The sequence below is a fragment of the Paenibacillus sp. IHB B 3415 genome (assembly GCF_000802655.2).
Taxonomy (GTDB): domain Bacteria; phylum Bacillota; class Bacilli; order Paenibacillales; family Paenibacillaceae; genus Paenibacillus_AQ; species Paenibacillus_AQ phytohabitans.
On record NZ_JUEI01000039.1, the window covers coordinates 23,604 to 39,074 of the forward strand.

The window sequence follows — 15,471 nt, forward strand, 5'->3', positions numbered from 1 at the left end:
TTGCCAAAGGCTTCCCCTGTTTTCACCAGATATAAAAATGAAAGAAAGCGCTGTACAACTTTTTATAACACGTGTTATACTCTCGGTGAGGTGCTGATATATGGGCAAAAAAAGAGTGACCAGCTTTGACGTAGCCAAACGGGCAGGCGTGTCCCGCAGTGTGGTATCTGCGGTGCTGAATGATACTCCCGGCATCGGGGTTGGAGCGGAGACGCGCGAAGCCGTGCTGGAAGCCATCCGCGAGCTGAATTACCATGTGGACGCCGGAGCGCGCAGCATGAAGACGGGAAGAAGCATGACGCTTGCCGCTTTCGGTGATACGCGTCATCCGCTGTTCACCCGGCTGCTGGAAGGCATGCAGCGGGAGTGTGAGCTCAGCGGGTATCATATTCTGCTCTGCTCTCCGCGCCATAAGGGGAACGCCAACGGCAGGACCGAGCTGCTGGAGCTATATCACCGGCGGAAGATCGACGGGATTGTGACGCTGGATCATACCAGCTACCACGATGAGGAGTGGGCTTCCCGCATAGGGAATGCCGGAATCCCCTATGTTTCTGTGGAAGGGTACGCAGAAGTGCCCGGTGTGTTTTCCGTGCTGGCCGATTATTCGGGCAGTGTGGAGACGGCGCTGAATTATTTGCTGCGGGAGGGTACACCGCAGCAGCCCGGCCCGGTCTATGCCGAGGTATACCATGAGCATAGCGCGGATAACTGGGCGGAGCGGAACCGCCGCGATGCCTATACCGGCTGGTGCAGCGCACATGGGATGGAGCCAATCGTGATCCGGCTGGAGGAACACCATGGCGACTGGACAGCGTGCCTGCAGAGGCTGGCGGATAGCGGGCCGCAGCATGCGCCGCTGCTGGTCAACTGGTCAAGCGCAATTCCCGATCTGTACCGGGCGGCTCACAAGCTTGGCCTGCGTATCGGTGAAGATGTGCGGATCATGGCGGCAGATAATACGATTCAGGGTCACCGTCTTAGCCTGCCGTCTCTAAGCTGCGTAGAAATCCCTTATGTGAGTATGGGAGAAGAGGCGGTACGCTGCTTACTTACGCAGATGAACGGCGGGAACGAAGCAGGACAGGCGGACAAAATCTGGCTTCCAGCAGTATTACGGGCAGGAGAAAGCGCGTAACCGCGCTTGGTATGAAGGGGAGGCTAAGCCATTCATGGTGTTACACTTGCTGCCGGCACTGCCTGAACAGCTTCTGCTGGGGGACGATGTAGCTTTAGCTTGCACATAGTCTGAGCCGGCTGAGCTAACAGGCAATATGCCTTAAGCAGCGATTCACTTTGTAGTGGCAGCTTATCCTAATTAGCAGGGAACGGTACCATCCTTACACGGATGGACCGTCTTTCTGCCCATTTTATAACACGTGTTATACAAAAGGGAGGAAAATTGGAATGGGAATGTTTTGGACTGAAGAGAAGCTTGCACTGCGGTTGAAGGAGCTGGAGGGTTACCGGTACCGTGAGGTTATTACGCTTGATGAATGGCTGGTTACAGAGGATCAGGAGGGTGACAATGGTGTCTATCCATCCGCCCCGGAAGGAGACAAGAAGCTTCGTATAGGGGATTACTGGACCGGCAGTGATGTGTATTTGTGGCTGCACCGCAAAATAACCGTACCCGCAGCTTGGCAGGGGAAACGTATTGTAGGTATATTCGATTTCGGCCGGACAGGCGGAGGGAACAACAGCGGCTTCGAATCCCTGCTGTTTCTGGATGGCAAGCCGTATCAGGGCGTGGATTCCAATCACCAGGAGGTGTTTCTTGAGGATGCCGCTGGCAGGGAGCTGGACTTCACCTTCCGCTTATGGTCAGGCCTGAACGGAGACGGCCAGCTGATTGCTCAGGAACACCGGATCAAGCAGGCTGAGCTGGCTCATCTGGATGAATCAACCGACAACCTCTATTATACAGGCCGGGCGGCACTGGATACTTTCAAGCAGCTTGCCGACAGCCAGATCGAGAAGCATGAATTGCTGATGGCATTGAACCGCTCGTTTAACAAGCTGGACTGGTCAAGGCCCGGCAGCGCAGATTTCTATGCTTCAGTCCAGGAGGCTGAGGAGAGCCTGCTCGAGGCCCTGGCCCTGCTGGAGCAGCAGCATCCGGTTACGGTAACCGCGATCGGCCATACCCATATTGATGTGGCCTGGTTATGGCGGCTTACCCATACCCGGGAGAAAGCGGCCCGCTCCTTCTCCACAGTGCTTCGGCTGATGAAGCAGTTCCCGGAGTACATCTTCCTGCAGACCCAGCCGCAGCTCTATGCCTACATCAAGCAGGATTATCCGGAGATTTATAGCGAAATTAAGCAGCGGGTGGAGGAAGGCCGCTGGGAAGCCGGAGGTGCAATGTGGCTGGAAGCGGACTGCAATCTGACCAGCGGCGAGTCGCTGGTGCGCCAGATTCTGTACGGGACAAAATTTTTCCGGGAGGAATTTGGCGTAGACTGCAAGTACCTATGGCTGCCGGATGTGTTCGGCTACAGCTGGGCGCTGCCGCAGATTCTGCGCAAGTCGGGCATTGACACCTTCATGACGACCAAGATCAGCTGGAGCCAATATAACCGCATGCCGCATGATACGTTCCAGTGGAGGGGCATTGATGGCAGCGAGGTACTGACCCACTTCATCACCACACCCGAGGCTCCTGATTCCAGTGCCTGGTACTATACGTATAACGGCCTTATTGAGCCTTTCTCTGTGCAGGGGATCTGGGACCAGTACCGCGACAAGAACCTGAACCGTGAGCTGCTGCTCTCCTACGGGTATGGCGACGGCGGCGGCGGTGTGAACCGCGAGATGCTGGAGATGCGCCGGAGGCTGGATACCATGCCGGGGCTGCCGCAAGTGAAGCCGGGCCGGGCGGATGACTATTTCCAGCGGCTGCATGAAACGATAGAAGGCACCGATCAATATGTGCATACCTGGGACGGGGAGCTGTATCTGGAGTTTCACCGCGGGACTTACACCAGCCAGGCTTATAACAAAAGAATGAACCGCAAGCTGGAGCTGCTGTACCGCGAGGCGGAATGGCTGCAGATGCTCCTTGCTGCGGAGATAGGCGGACTAGCGCAATATCCTGCAGCATCGCTCCTGGAAGGCTGGCAGATTATTCTGCGCAACCAGTTCCATGATATTATCCCCGGCTCCTCCATTCATGAGGTCTATCAGGATTCACGGCTGGAATATGCAGAGGCAGAGCAGCTGGGCCGGGCTGCGCTTAATGCTGCGGCTGCTGGACTCGTCAACCTTAAGCGCCCTGATGCGGCTGGTGGTGGGGATAACCCGGCGGATACCGCGTCACACCAGGAGTTCACCCTGTTCAACAGCTCCCTCTTTGAAGGTCCCCGTCTGGCAGCCGTACCTCACAGCGCAGAGATTGCCGTCTGGACCGATGCCGCCGGCAACCCGCTGTCCGCCCAGCGCTCCGGCAGTCAGTGGCTGGTCGGGGTAGAAGCTGTTCCGGCGATGGGCAGTGCAGTGATCCGCGCTGCACAACCCGCCGCATCCGGAGAAAATACGGAACCCTCCGTTCCTTTTACCTGGCAGGATTCAACACTAACAACACCTTATTATATTCTGGAGTGGAATGCAGCCGGACAGCTGAGCCGGATCTATGACCGCAAGGAAGCGCGCGAGGTGCTGGCAGCGGGCGAATGCGGCAATCTGCTACAGGTCTTTGAGGATAAGCCGAAGATGTTCGACGCCTGGGATATCGATCTGTATTACCAGGAGAAAATGCGGGTAGTAAGCGATCTGCGCTCTGTAGAGCTGACTGAATGCGGCCCGCTGCAGGCAGTGCTGAAGTTCACCTGGAAGTACATGGATTCCTCGATCACCCAGAAGGTTAAGGTATATGCCGGAAGTGCACGGATTGACTTCGAGACCCTGGTGGACTGGCATGAACAGCATCAGCTGATGAAGGCGGCATTCCCTGTTGCGGTTCGCGCCACGGAAGCTACCTATGATATCCAGTTCGGCAACGTGAAGCGGCCGACCCATTGGAATACAAGCTGGGATTATGCCCGGTTCGAGAGTGTCGGCCACCAGTGGGCTGACCTGTCGGAGCGGGGCTATGGCGTCAGTCTGCTGAACGACTGCAAATACGGTTACGACATCAAGGATCACACGATGAGACTGTCGCTGATTAAATCGGCAACCAGCCCGGACCGGCTGGCTGACCAGGGCGAGCACCGCTTCACGTATGCCTTGCTTCCGCATAAAGGGGATTGGGCTTCGGCTGGCACGGTGCAGGAAGCCTGGGCGCTGAATAATCCGCTCCTCGCTTCCGAAGGGGGTTATGCCGCCGGCAACGGTAAATCACTGATTACCTGCGATGTCCCGAACATAGCCGTCGATGCCGTCAAGCTGGCCGAGGATGGCAGCGGATGTATCGTCAGACTGCATGAGTATACGGGAACACGCAGCACGGCGAAGATCGGCAGCGATTACTCCGCCGTCTCCTGGCAGCTGAGTGATTTGATGGAGCGTCCGCTGGAGGCGGCAGCGGTGGACGGACCGGCTATCCGCCTTGATTTCAAACCGTATGAGATTCATACGGTGCATATTGTCTTTGCCTGAGCTAACACTAGGCAGAATGCGGTTAGTGTATAAAGCAAAAGCAAATGATCCCCGGACTTTGGGGATCATTTGCTTTATTCTTGAGGCTATTGCATAAAGTACAGACATGTTGATTTACAGCTGCTTAATCAGCTCTTCCAGCTCATCCATCAAACCTTGTGCAAGTTCAAAGTTAGCAGCTTTCAAAGCCAACTCGATTTTCGTTTCCACTGCTTTTTTATTTTGTTCCAGTTCCAGATAGTCCTTATCAAAATGCCTTGCATAAATCATCTTTTTGAATTTCTTGATCGTCATCTTTCTAATCGTCTTGCCGTCAATGATCAGAACATAATCCATCCCGTTTACCACCGAATAGAAATCATGCGAAATCATGAGAATCGCACCTTTATAGTTCTGGATAGCGTTCTCCAGTGCGATTTGTGTATAGGTGTCCAAATGGCTTGTCGGCTCATCAAGCAGCAGTACGTTCGCTTTACTGGCCGAAACTTTAGCCAATTGAAGCATGTTTTTTTCGCCGCCGGATAAGGATTCTATCTTCTGATCAAGGATTTCCCCTTCAAAGCCGTAGCTTGAAAGATGCGATCTAATCTCATCATACGTTGCGAACCCGGCATCGATGAATTCCTCTAGTATGGTATTAGAATCCTTCAGCATTTCACCTTGAAGCTGAGATAAATAAGTCACTTTAGCATCCGGATTTACTTCTATTGCATCATGATTATTCCTATAAATCTCCCGGAGTAATGTTGTTTTTCCGGTGCCGTTTGCACCGATAAGGGCTACTTTATCCGTAGATTTGATCTCAAAGTTAACATTTTCTAACAGCAGCTCATCAAAGGAAACGCTATAGTTATTAACAGTAATAACAGTCGTGTCTTCCAGCTCATGATCGAACCCGAAACGGATATCCGGCTGCTTAATCTCTACGAATGGAGCTTTAATTCGGCGCGCTTCCAGTCTTTCCTGAAATTTAACTCTGGCTTTTAGCGCTCTCCCTCTGGAGGCTTCTGAATTATAAGTTGCGATTGCTCTAAGGTTATTGACGATGCTCTCGTTTCTCGCAATTTCTTCCTCTTCAGCGATAGCGAGCTCCTGCAGCTCAATTTTGGTTTGCAGCAAGGAGAAGTTGTAATCAATATACCGCCCGTCAAACTCCTGGATCTCCATGTTTTCAAGGTGCAGGATTTTGTTGAAGCAATGATTGAGCAGATAGCGGTTGTGCGTAACCACCAGCAGTATGCCTTTGTGGGCATTAATAAGATTCTTAAGCGAATTTAAGTTGTCAAAATCTAAAAATACATCGGGCTCGTCCATAATCATGAAGTCCGGACGGCTGAGCATTTCCTTCATTACTTGAATGAGCTTGAATTCCCCGCCGCTAAGGTCAGATACCCTGACATCCTTTAGCTTCATGAGGTTTGCCAGGTTTAGCTTCTTATTAATATTGCTTTCGTAATCATTCCCGTCCATAGCATCGAAGGCGTCCAACGCTAACTGATACCTTTCCAGCAGCGAATCCATATCCGAGGATGTTTCCATTTCAGTCAAAATAGAATTTATTTCATTTTGTACCTTAATAAATTCTTCGCCGATATATTCAAAAACGGTTGTATCTTTAGTTTTCTCCGGTTGGGAGAACTGGCTTACATACCCGATGCTGCAAGCGGGGTCTATCTCTAACCTGCCCTCAAACAGATATCTTTCCGGGTCCATCAGTATATCGGTCAGTGTACTTTTGCCGCTGCCGCTTGTTCCAATGAACGCACAATGCTGTGCCTCTTCAAGCGTAAAGGAAATATCTTTATATAGTTCTTTTTGCGGGAATGAGAAGGATAAGTGTTCTGCTTTTATCATAGTGTTACCTTTCTTTCTAACTAAATTTGTGACCATCTTAGGATGTATTGAAGAGCACAGATGTTGAGTTTACCGTTGATAGCCTAACACTATTTACAAATAACATCAATCATTCCGCGTTAAAGTTGTTCCTCCCGGCTCCGGCCCCTCCAGATGTTTCCTGCCGGACGCCTGCCGGTAGCTCCCCGGAGTGGTGCCGATAATCCGCTTGAACACCAGATTGAAGGTCTTCGGGTCGCGGTAGCCGACCTGCTCCGCAATGAGCTGAACGGGCGCCTTGGGCTGCTGGACCAGCAGCAGGCAGCTTTTCTGAATCCGGACATTCTGCAGGTAATGATGGAAGGTCTGCCCGGTATGCGCCTTGAACAGCCGCTGAAGATGGCGTTCGCTCCAATCGAAGCTGCGTGACAGACACTTCAGGGTGATTTCCTGCGCGTACTCCTGGTTGACATAATTCAGAATCTGCAGGAATTGCGTCTGCTTGTTCAGCGGAAACTGGACCTCATCATGCCTGAGCCGGTAGATACTTATCAGCAGTTGAATGAACAAGGTCAGCAAATAGCTGCCCGCGCCGGTCTGCGGAAGATGAACCTCCCGGTGAAGCGCCAGAAACAGGCTCTCGATGGAGCCGTTCAGATCCGTCACGGAGAATGCGGGCAGCTGATGATTACGTATCTGCTCCAGGTAGGAGGCAATCGGCGGGTCCGGGATCAGGGCGGCAAGGTTGTCCAGCAGCTCCGGCTTAAACAAACAATTGTACACCACGAGCGGCTCACGGAGAGAGCCGGGTGAAGAGGGACGGAAGACATGGGAGACCCCGACGGGAATGAAGTACAGCTGCCCCTTGCCGGTCCGCTGAGCCTGCTGCCCGATATAATGGAAGCCCTTGCCTTCGGCAACGAACGTCAGCTCCATGAAGTCATGGGAGTGAAGCGGAAGATCATAGTTCTCGGTAGCGCGGTTCACATATAACAGGAGATCTTTCTGGAAGAAATACTCCCCTTTTAGCGTATGATTGGCCGAATGCATCAGCTCACTCCTCTGAGCAGCAGAATGTCCTTTTTACCCCGGTGAAATGTCCGTATTGCAGGTCATGTAAATGCTGCGGAATTCTATAATTGTAATAGAAAGCGTTTCATATTTATAGGGGGTGCGGTCAATGATAGCTGTCCAGAAATTACGTGTGGAGTACAAAGACAATCCGCTGGGGCTGGATGTCCGTTATCCAAGAATCAGCTGGCAGCTGGATGCGGATGAGCGGGATGTCACGCAGCAGGCGTATCAGCTTCAGGTAGCAATGGATCAGGACTTCGGAAGCACGGTATGGGATTCGGGCAGAGTGGAGTCCGGGGAATCCCTGCATATTGAGATGAAGGAGCTGCAGCTGCAGCCTAAGCAGCGCTATTATTACCGGATTAAAATATGGGATCAGCAGAACCGGCCTACAGAGTGGTCGGATACCGCCTGGTGGGAGACGGGCCTGCTCTCGCCGGAGGATTGGGAGGCAGAGTGGATTACAGCGCCGCTGGCTTGCCTGGATGTCCAGGCAGAGCAGGCTCCGCTGCTGCGGCGGAGCTTCCATGTAGACCGGCAGGTCACCCGGGCCAGAATGTATGTGACCAGTCTCGGTCTCTATGAAGTGGAGCTGAACGGTACAAGAGTCTGCGAGGATTATTTGACCCCCGGCTGGACCAGCTACAGCACCCGCCTGCAGTTCCAGACCTATGACATTACAAGGCAGCTGGCAGTGGGGGACAATGCGGTTGGCGCCTGGCTGGGGAACGGCTGGTACAAAGGAAACCTGGCCTGGGATAACAAAAAGCATGTGTTCGGCGATCGCACGGCACTGCTGATGCAGATTCATCTCATCTATGCGGACGGGGTGGAGCAGATCATCGGAACGGATCAGGGATGGACAGTATCGCCCGGACCGCTGCTGATGTCGGAGATTTATCACGGCGAAACCTATGATGCCCGTCTGGAGCAGACCGGTTTCAGCAGGGCGGATTACGATGACAGGGTGTGGGTTCCTGCGGAAATCCTTCCGTACACCAGGGATATTTTACTCGCCCAGGAGAATGTTCCGGTGAAGGCTGTAGAGGAACTGATGCCTATAGCACTCATACGCACTCCGGCCGGGGAGACCGTGCTGGATATGGGCCAGAATATGGTCGGCTGGATGCGGTTCACCGTCGAAGGTCAGACTGGACAGGAATTTCAGCTGCGGCATTTCGAGGTGCTGGATCAGGAAGGCAATGTGTACACAGATAACCTGCGGGCGGCGAGACAGACGGTTACGTATATTGCCAGAGGCGGAGGCCGGGAGTGCTTTCAGCCGCGGTTCACTTTTCAGGGCTTCCGGTATGTGCAGCTGACTGGCTTCCCGGAGGACCTCAATCTGCAGGATTTCGCAGGTGTTGTCCTGCATTCGGATATGGAGCCGACCGGCAGCTTTACCTGTTCAAATCCGCTGCTGAATCAGCTGCAGCATAACATTCTATGGGGGCAAAAAGGTAATTTCGTCGATGTGCCGACAGACTGCCCGCAGCGCGATGAACGGCTCGGCTGGACCGGGGATGCGCAGATGTTCATCCGTACGTCGGCGTATCTGATGAATGTGGCCCCCTTTTTCAGCAAATGGCTCAAGGATCTGGCGGCCGATCAGCTGGATAACGGCGGTGTCCCGTTCGTAATTCCCCATGTGCTGGATGAGAATTCCCATTCTTCCGCTGCTTGGGGCGATGCGGCTGTCATCTGTCCGTGGACGATTTATCAGTGTTATGGCGACAAGCTGATTCTGGAGCAGCAGTACAGCAGCATGCAGGGCTGGGTGGAGTATATCCGCCGGCAGGGGACGGATGAATTCCTGTGGAATACCGGCTTCCATTTCGGAGACTGGCTGGGCCTGGATGCCAAGCCTGACAGCTACATCGGCGCTACGGACAGAGATTATATCGCAACGGCCTTCTACGCCTATTCTGTAGAGCTTATGGGGAAGACGGCGGAAGTGCTGGGCCGAACAGAAGACGTGCAGTACTACTCGCAGCTGCATGCGCGGATCAAACAAGCTTTTAACCGGGAATTCATCACGCCTGCCGGACGGATAAGTGTAGCTACACAGACGGCCTGTGTGCTGGCGTTGATGTTCGGTCTGGTGGAGGGGAAAGCACAAGAACGCACGGTTGGCAAGCTTATAGAGCTGCTGGAAGAGAGCAAATATCATCTCACCACAGGCTTCGTCGGCACGCCTTATCTGAATCTGGTGCTGGCAGGAGCGGGGCATTATGATGCTGCCTACAAGCTGCTGCTGCAGACCGATTACCCTTCCTGGCTGTATCAGGTTACCCGGGGAGCGACGACCATCTGGGAGCATTGGGACGGGATTAAGGAGGACGGCAGCTTCTGGAGCAAGGATATGAACTCGTTCAATCATTATGCGTATGGGGCGATTGGCGATTTTCTGTACCGCTGTGTTGCCGGCATCGAGCAGGTGGAGGCCTATCCGGGCTATAAGCAGTTTCTGATTCAGCCGTATCCGGGAGGCGGACTGACTTCGGCTGCCGCCGGGCTGGAATCTATGTACGGGAAGATCCGCTCAGAGTGGACGATTGATTCCGGCAAAATAGAGCTGGTGACCGTAGTTCCGCCGAATACCTCGGCTACTGTACTGCTCCCGGACGCTGTGCTGGCGGGTGTGCTGGAGAACGGGCAGGAGCTTCAGGCGGTCCGCGGTATCCATTCCGCCGAGCAGCTGGAGAAGTCGGTGAAGATTACGCTTGGCTCCGGTGAATACAGATTTGAATATGCCTTACAAAAGTAAGCGGTATAGCAGAGTTCCTGTGGAATGACGGAACTCTGCTTTTTTGTTGATTAGGAAATTATGAAATTCGTCTGTTGTGGATAAATTTCATTGGAATTTGGTTGGATAATTCAACTTCTGGTGTGTGGTTTGATTCGCCCTTAGGACGAATTTGTTCTTATGCAGCTATATAGATTGAACTTGGGGAATAACCTACTCCACAGAACTCTGCGTTTGCAAGTCCATTGGAGAGTAACTAGCGTGAAGTGCATAGCATTTAATTGTATTTTCTGCAGTTAAAAGACGGCGAGATTCCGGATTTTCCGGGTTAACTGTATTCTGTACAACTAAAAAAGCGGTGAGTCCCCTTTTACGAAATATGTGGATTTTTAAGTGTAGAAAGTGCAATTAAAACCCTCACAGCACAATAATCGCCCGCTTTAGTTGCACAAAATACAGTTAAAGCTTAGACGGCGCGAATCCCGGCACAGCCAGCTGTCCAAGCGGTAAGCCCGGGACTAATCAGAAAGATTACCAGTTCAAGCTATCAAGCTATATAGTCTTATTGCGCTATACAACCAGGGAATGATCCTCCAGGAAACGGATGAACTCCCGCATGCATTTACTGATGTAACGCTCCTTGTTCCAGATCAGCACGACGTTCCACGGAATGGACGGATTCCGCAGCGGCAGAATGCGCACATTCTGGTTGGATACCTTCTCACAGAGCGGCTCAGGCAGAAAAGCGATGCCCAGATTGGCCGACACCAGCTCGACCAGCAGGTCCCATTGAGCGCTTTCATAAGCGATATTGGCTTCAAACCCTGCGCTGATGCAGGCCTCGATAATATGCTGCCGCATGGCGAACCCCTTGGCGAACAGGATCAGCGGCTCTTCCCGGAGATCGGTCAGCGAAGCCTCTTCAAGTGTTGCCAGCGGATGTGACTTATGGACAACAATTGCCAGATTCTCACGGACAAAAGGCTTGATTCCGAAGCTGCCCTCCCGGACGGGAAGCAGGACGGCGCCCAGATCAATACTGCCCTCCAGCACCATATTCTCAACATTCTTCGAGCCCTGTTCAATGAGCTCGAAGGAGATGTTGGGATATTTTTTTTGGAATGGAGTCACGACTTTGGGGACAAAAACGGAGCTGATCACCGGAGGAAGGCCAATCTTGATCGTACCGGTCTTAAGGTTGCTGATGTCGTCCAGCGTCATATGCAGATTGTCCACTGCGGCAATAATCAGCCTGATCTGCTCCATCGCCGCTGTTCCGGCATCGGTAAGCCTGACATATTTGCCCGAGCGATCAAACAGGATGACGCCAAGCTCGTCCTCCAGGCTCTTAACCATCTTACTGAGGGTGGGCTGGGTTAGGTGAAGCTTCTCCGCCGCCTTGGTGATGTTGTGCAAATTGGCCACTTCCAGCACGTATTTCAGGTTCCGCACATCCAAAAGTAAGCGCCTCCAATCTATGATATATTTTCATGGTTTGCATGCGATGTCTGAATTTTACCCCTAAAAAAGCGCGTTGTACACTGTATACATAAAGACATCCGCATCACATTTGTCAATGGGCTGCAGCAAAAAAACAGGAGGGGTTCGGTGTGGGGAAAGTAACGACGCTTGAAGAAATAGGCGAACTTGTTCATGACGGTATGACCATTATGGTTGGTGGATTCATGGGAACCGGAGCACCTGATGCACTGGTAGGCATTCTGATGGACCGGGATATCAAAGACATTACGCTGATCTCCAGCGACACGGCTCTGGTCGATACAGGAGTAGGCCCGCTGGTCTTGGGCCGGCGGCTGAAGAAGGTGATCGCTTCGCATATCGGCACCAACCCGGAGACGGGCAGACAGATGCTCGCCGGGGAGCTGGCGGTGGAGCTGGTGCCGCAGGGTACGCTTGCCGAGCGGGTGCGGGCCGGCGGTGCAGGGCTCGGAGGCATTCTGACGCCGACAGGAACAGGGACGATGGTCGCCGACAACAAGCAGACGCTGATCATTGAGGGCAGGGAATTTCTGGTGGAGCTGCCGCTGCGGGCCGATGTTGCCCTGCTGAAAGCACACAAAGCGGATAAGTCGGGCAATCTGGTGTACCGCAATTCGGCGCGCAATTTCAATCCGCTGATGGCGCTGGCCGCCGATCTTGTCATTGTTCAAGTGGATGAAATTGTGGAGACCGGGGAGCTTGACCCCAATATTGTGGTTACGCCGGGTGTCTTGGTCGATAAAATCATCTGCTATAAGGAGAGTGAATAACATGGATACGAAAGAGCTGATTGCACGCCGGGCGGCGGTTGAACTGCATGACGGGGACGTAGTCAATCTGGGCATCGGGCTGCCGACGCTGATCCCGAATTATTTGCCGGCAGGCATCAACATTATTCTGCAATCCGAGAACGGCTATATCGGACTTGGACCGGTGCAGGATACGATCATTCCCGATCTGGTCAATGCAGGAGGCAAACCGGCTAACATTCTGCCCGGGGGTTCCTTCTTCGACAGTGCCACTTCCTTTGCGCTTATCCGCGGCGGACATGTGGATGTTACCATTCTTGGCGGGCTGGAGGTAGACGCGCACGGCAATCTTGCCAACTGGATGGTTACCGGCAAAATGGTGCCCGGCATGGGCGGCGCCATGGACCTGGTCACGGGTGCAAAAAAAGTTATTGTCGCTATGGAGCATACCTCCAAGAACGGTGCCCCCAAAATCGTAAGCGACTGCACCTTGCCCCTAACCGCGCGCGGCGCTGTATCGATGATTATCACGGAGCTGGCGGTATTCCGTTTCACCCCGCAGGGGCTGGTGCTGGAAGAGCTGGCTCCAGGCGTTGAATTGGAAACGGTTACAAATAAAACGGGTGCTGCGTTTACGGTTTCTGCGGATCTGTCTCCCATGCGGAATATCCCTTCGGATGAGGTGCTGTTATGAACAAAGCCCAAGAAATCGTCATTGTCAGTGCGGTACGGACAGCACTCGGCACCTTTGGCGGAAGTCTGGCCGGTATTGCCGCCGTGGATTTGGGGGCGCTGGTCATCAAGGAGGCGCTGCAGCGGGCGGGTGTTGCTCCGGAGCAGGTCGATGAAGTCATTATGGGCAATGTGCTTCAGGGCGGGCTGGGCCAGAATCCGGCGCGTCAGGCGGCAATGAAAGCGGGCATTCCAGTGGAGGCCTCCAGCCTGACCATCAATAAGGTCTGCGGTTCGGGCATGAAGGCGGTTCACCTGGCTGCGCAGAGTATTATGGCGGGAGACAGTGAGATTGTTGTAGCCGGCGGAATGGAAAATATGTCGAAAGCGCCTTATGTGCTGGATCAGGCCCGTTACGGCTACCGCATGGGCAACGGCACGCTGATCGATACGATGGTAAGTGACGGCCTGACCTGCGCGTTCAACCAATACCACATGGGGATCACGGCTGAGAATGTCTCCGAACAATTCGGGATCAGCCGCGAAATGCAGGATGCCCTGGCGGCGTCCAGCCAGGAGAAGGCCGTGCGCGCCATTGAAGCAGGCCATTTCAAGGAAGAAATCGTGCCTGTAGTCATTCCGCAGCGAAAAGGCGATGCCATCATCTTCGATACCGATGAGTTTCCGCGGAAAGGAACAACGGCCGAGAAGCTGGCAGGCCTGCGCCCGGCCTTTAAGAAGGACGGCAGTGTTACCGCCGGGAATGCCTCGGGCATTAACGACGGCGCTGCAGCACTGGTTATCATGTCGGCGGAGAGAGCTGCGGCGCTGGGGCTGAAGCCGCTGGCGCGTATCCTGTCCTACGCGTCCGGCGGTGTTGATCCTTCCATCATGGGGATGGGGCCGGTTCCGGCCACGAAGAAGGCGCTGCAGCGGGGCGGCCTGACGATCAGCGATATCGATCTTATCGAGGCTAACGAGGCGTTTGCCGCGCAGATGCTGGCGGTGGGCCAGGCCCTGGACTTCCCGGAGGAGAAGGTCAATGTGAATGGCGGGGCCATCGCCCTGGGCCATCCTATCGGTGCGAGCGGGGCGAGAATTCTCGTAACACTGGTTCATGCACTGAAGCAGCGCGGCGCACGCACCGGACTTGCCACGCTGTGCATCGGCGGCGGGCATGGCGTCACGACGATTATTGAGCGGATCTAGAACGGATATCGAACAGATATCGAACAGATCTAGAACGGATATCGAACGGATATAAGCTGCAGACATCCGCGAAAGCGGCATCTTGCCAGGATGATCAGAAGGTTTGTGAAATATGGAACAATATTATTGCAGGCAAAGCTCCTATATCTGGGGCTTTGCTTTTTTTTATTGTATAGGAAATTATACAATACAAAAAAATGTGGATAACTCCGAAGAAAAAGGTAGGGGGATGAACATGAAAAACCAAGAAACGTGGAAGAAACGAGGAATCATAAGGCAGATTCTAAAAGATCACTTTCATGGGTTCATGGAAATGCTGCTTTTTTTTATTGTATAGGAAATTATACAATACAAAAAAATGTGGATAACTCCGAAGAAAAAGGTAGGGGGATGAACATGAAAAACCAAGAAACGTGGAAGAAACGAGGAATCATAAGGCAGATTCTAAAAGATCACTTTCATGGGTTCATGGAAATGCATGGACATCACCTGCCTGAGGAACTTCGCAGTAGTATGACAGAGACGGTGAATAAAGCCATACGCTGCGGCACGCGGGATATGGGCTACGCGAGATATGAATGTAAGGGATGTATAAAAGGAACGCCGGATCCGGTGTTATTTGCTTTACCTGCAAAAGCCGCTTTTGTCATGGATGCGGGAAAAAATATACGGATGAATGGGCAGAAAAGCAGCAGGAACGTATCTTGAATGTCCCTCACCTAAAAGGAACGCCGGATCCGGTGTTATTTGCTTTACCTGCAAAAGCCGCTTTTGTCATGGATGCGGGAAAAAATATACGGATGAATGGGCAGAAAAGCAGCAGGAACGTATCTTGAATGTCCCTCACCGCCATCTGGTCTTTACGGTGCCGGAGGAATTGCGTAAGGTGTTTTTTCAAGACCGGCGCAAGTTAAATGAACTCAGTAACCAAGTGGCTAAAGTGATTCAGTATTATTACCGGCGGAAAAATAAGAGTAAGAGATATGAAGTCGGTGTCATAACGGTCATTCATACGTTTGGACGCGATTTAAAGTTTAACCCGCACATCCATTCACTCATTACAGAAGGTGCGCTGGACCGGAACAAGGAGTG

The 15,471-nt window shown here is 53.0% G+C and carries 12 protein-coding genes; 9 read left to right on the forward strand and 3 right to left on the reverse strand.

The window, feature by feature from the left end; translation table 11 throughout:
* Positions 1–100: 100 nt before the first annotated feature.
* Together QW71_RS17915 and QW71_RS17920 are read left to right on the forward strand one after the other, a co-directional pair.
* Complete coding sequence (locus QW71_RS17915) at positions 101–1,138, forward strand: LacI family DNA-binding transcriptional regulator (RefSeq protein WP_039301346.1); 1,038 nt, start codon at positions 101–103, stop codon at positions 1,136–1,138.
* Positions 1,139–1,413: 275 nt separating this feature from the next.
* Entirely contained in the window at positions 1,414–4,596 is a 3,183-nt protein-coding gene (locus tag QW71_RS17920) for an alpha-mannosidase (protein ID WP_039301393.1), read from the forward strand.
* A gap of 114 nt (positions 4,597–4,710) precedes the next feature.
* Here QW71_RS17920 and QW71_RS17925 read toward each other — a convergent pair whose 3' ends face one another.
* Both QW71_RS17925 and QW71_RS17930 read right to left on the reverse strand, forming a co-directional pair.
* Positions 4,711–6,450 (reverse strand): ABC-F family ATP-binding cassette domain-containing protein, encoded by a 1,740-nt coding sequence (locus tag QW71_RS17925; protein ID WP_039301349.1) that lies wholly within the window; start codon positions 6,448–6,450, stop codon positions 4,711–4,713.
* Positions 6,451–6,555: 105 nt separating this feature from the next.
* A complete protein-coding gene (locus QW71_RS17930) occupies positions 6,556–7,479 on the reverse strand; it encodes an AraC family transcriptional regulator (RefSeq protein ID WP_052770079.1) in 924 nt (307 codons plus the stop codon).
* 130 nt (positions 7,480–7,609) lie between these two features.
* Here QW71_RS17930 and QW71_RS17935 point away from each other — a divergent pair, with 130 nt between their 5' ends.
* A complete protein-coding gene (locus QW71_RS17935; RefSeq protein ID WP_039301352.1) occupies positions 7,610–10,270 on the forward strand; it encodes a glycoside hydrolase family 78 protein in 2,661 nt (886 codons plus the stop codon).
* A gap of 549 nt (positions 10,271–10,819) precedes the next feature.
* Here QW71_RS17935 and QW71_RS17940 read toward each other — a convergent pair.
* Positions 10,820–11,701: a LysR family transcriptional regulator gene (locus QW71_RS17940; RefSeq protein ID WP_235441492.1), complete on the reverse strand. Its 882-nt coding sequence runs from the start codon at positions 11,699–11,701 to the stop codon at positions 10,820–10,822.
* A gap of 158 nt (positions 11,702–11,859) precedes the next feature.
* Between QW71_RS17940 and atoD the strand changes: the two genes are divergently transcribed.
* From atoD to QW71_RS40530, 6 genes are all read left to right on the forward strand, one after another.
* Complete coding sequence (gene atoD / locus QW71_RS17945) at positions 11,860–12,519, forward strand: acetate CoA-transferase subunit alpha (protein WP_039301357.1); 660 nt, start codon at positions 11,860–11,862, stop codon at positions 12,517–12,519.
* A 1-nt stretch (position 12,520) separates the two neighbouring features.
* The gene (locus tag QW71_RS17950; RefSeq protein WP_039301360.1) at positions 12,521–13,192 is read left to right on the forward strand and encodes a 3-oxoacid CoA-transferase subunit B; all 672 of its coding nucleotides are present in this window, start codon (positions 12,521–12,523) and stop codon (positions 13,190–13,192) included.
* A complete protein-coding gene (locus QW71_RS17955) occupies positions 13,189–14,379 on the forward strand; it encodes an acetyl-CoA C-acetyltransferase (protein ID WP_039301364.1) in 1,191 nt (396 codons plus the stop codon). The genes QW71_RS17950 and QW71_RS17955 overlap by 4 nt, the downstream gene beginning before the upstream one ends.
* A gap of 396 nt (positions 14,380–14,775) precedes the next feature.
* On the forward strand, positions 14,776–15,087 hold the full coding sequence (locus QW71_RS40525) for a transposase zinc-binding domain-containing protein (RefSeq protein WP_039301370.1): 312 nt from the start codon (positions 14,776–14,778) through the stop codon (positions 15,085–15,087).
* Positions 14,997–15,215: a transposase zinc-binding domain-containing protein gene (locus QW71_RS42240; RefSeq protein WP_373604778.1), complete on the forward strand. Its 219-nt coding sequence runs from the start codon at positions 14,997–14,999 to the stop codon at positions 15,213–15,215. Before QW71_RS40525 ends, QW71_RS42240 begins: the two co-directional genes overlap by 91 nt.
* Positions 15,125–15,471, forward strand: a 347-nt coding sequence (locus tag QW71_RS40530) for a transposase zinc-binding domain-containing protein (RefSeq protein WP_373604779.1), incomplete at its 3' end; no start/stop codon positions are given. The genes QW71_RS42240 and QW71_RS40530, both read left to right, overlap by 91 nt.

Excerpts from the sequence above, each read along its gene's own strand:
- QW71_RS17935 (WP_039301352.1), top strand. The coding sequence starts at position 7,610 with ATGATAGCTGTCCAGAAATTACGTGTGGAGTACAAAGACAATCCGCTG.
- QW71_RS17915 (WP_039301346.1), top strand. The coding sequence starts at position 101 with ATGGGCAAAAAAAGAGTGACCAGCTTTGACGTAGCCAAACGGGCAGGC.
- QW71_RS40525 (WP_039301370.1), top strand. The coding sequence starts at position 14,776 with ATGAAAAACCAAGAAACGTGGAAGAAACGAGGAATCATAAGGCAGATT.
- QW71_RS17920 (WP_039301393.1), top strand. The coding sequence starts at position 1,414 with ATGTTTTGGACTGAAGAGAAGCTTGCACTGCGGTTGAAGGAGCTGGAG.
- QW71_RS17955 (WP_039301364.1), top strand. The coding sequence starts at position 13,189 with ATGAACAAAGCCCAAGAAATCGTCATTGTCAGTGCGGTACGGACAGCA.
- QW71_RS17930 (WP_052770079.1), bottom strand. The coding sequence starts at position 7,479 with ATGCATTCGGCCAATCATACGCTAAAAGGGGAGTATTTCTTCCAGAAA.
- QW71_RS17925 (WP_039301349.1), bottom strand. The coding sequence starts at position 6,450 with ATGATAAAAGCAGAACACTTATCCTTCTCATTCCCGCAAAAAGAACTA.
- QW71_RS17950 (WP_039301360.1), top strand. The coding sequence starts at position 12,521 with ATGGATACGAAAGAGCTGATTGCACGCCGGGCGGCGGTTGAACTGCAT.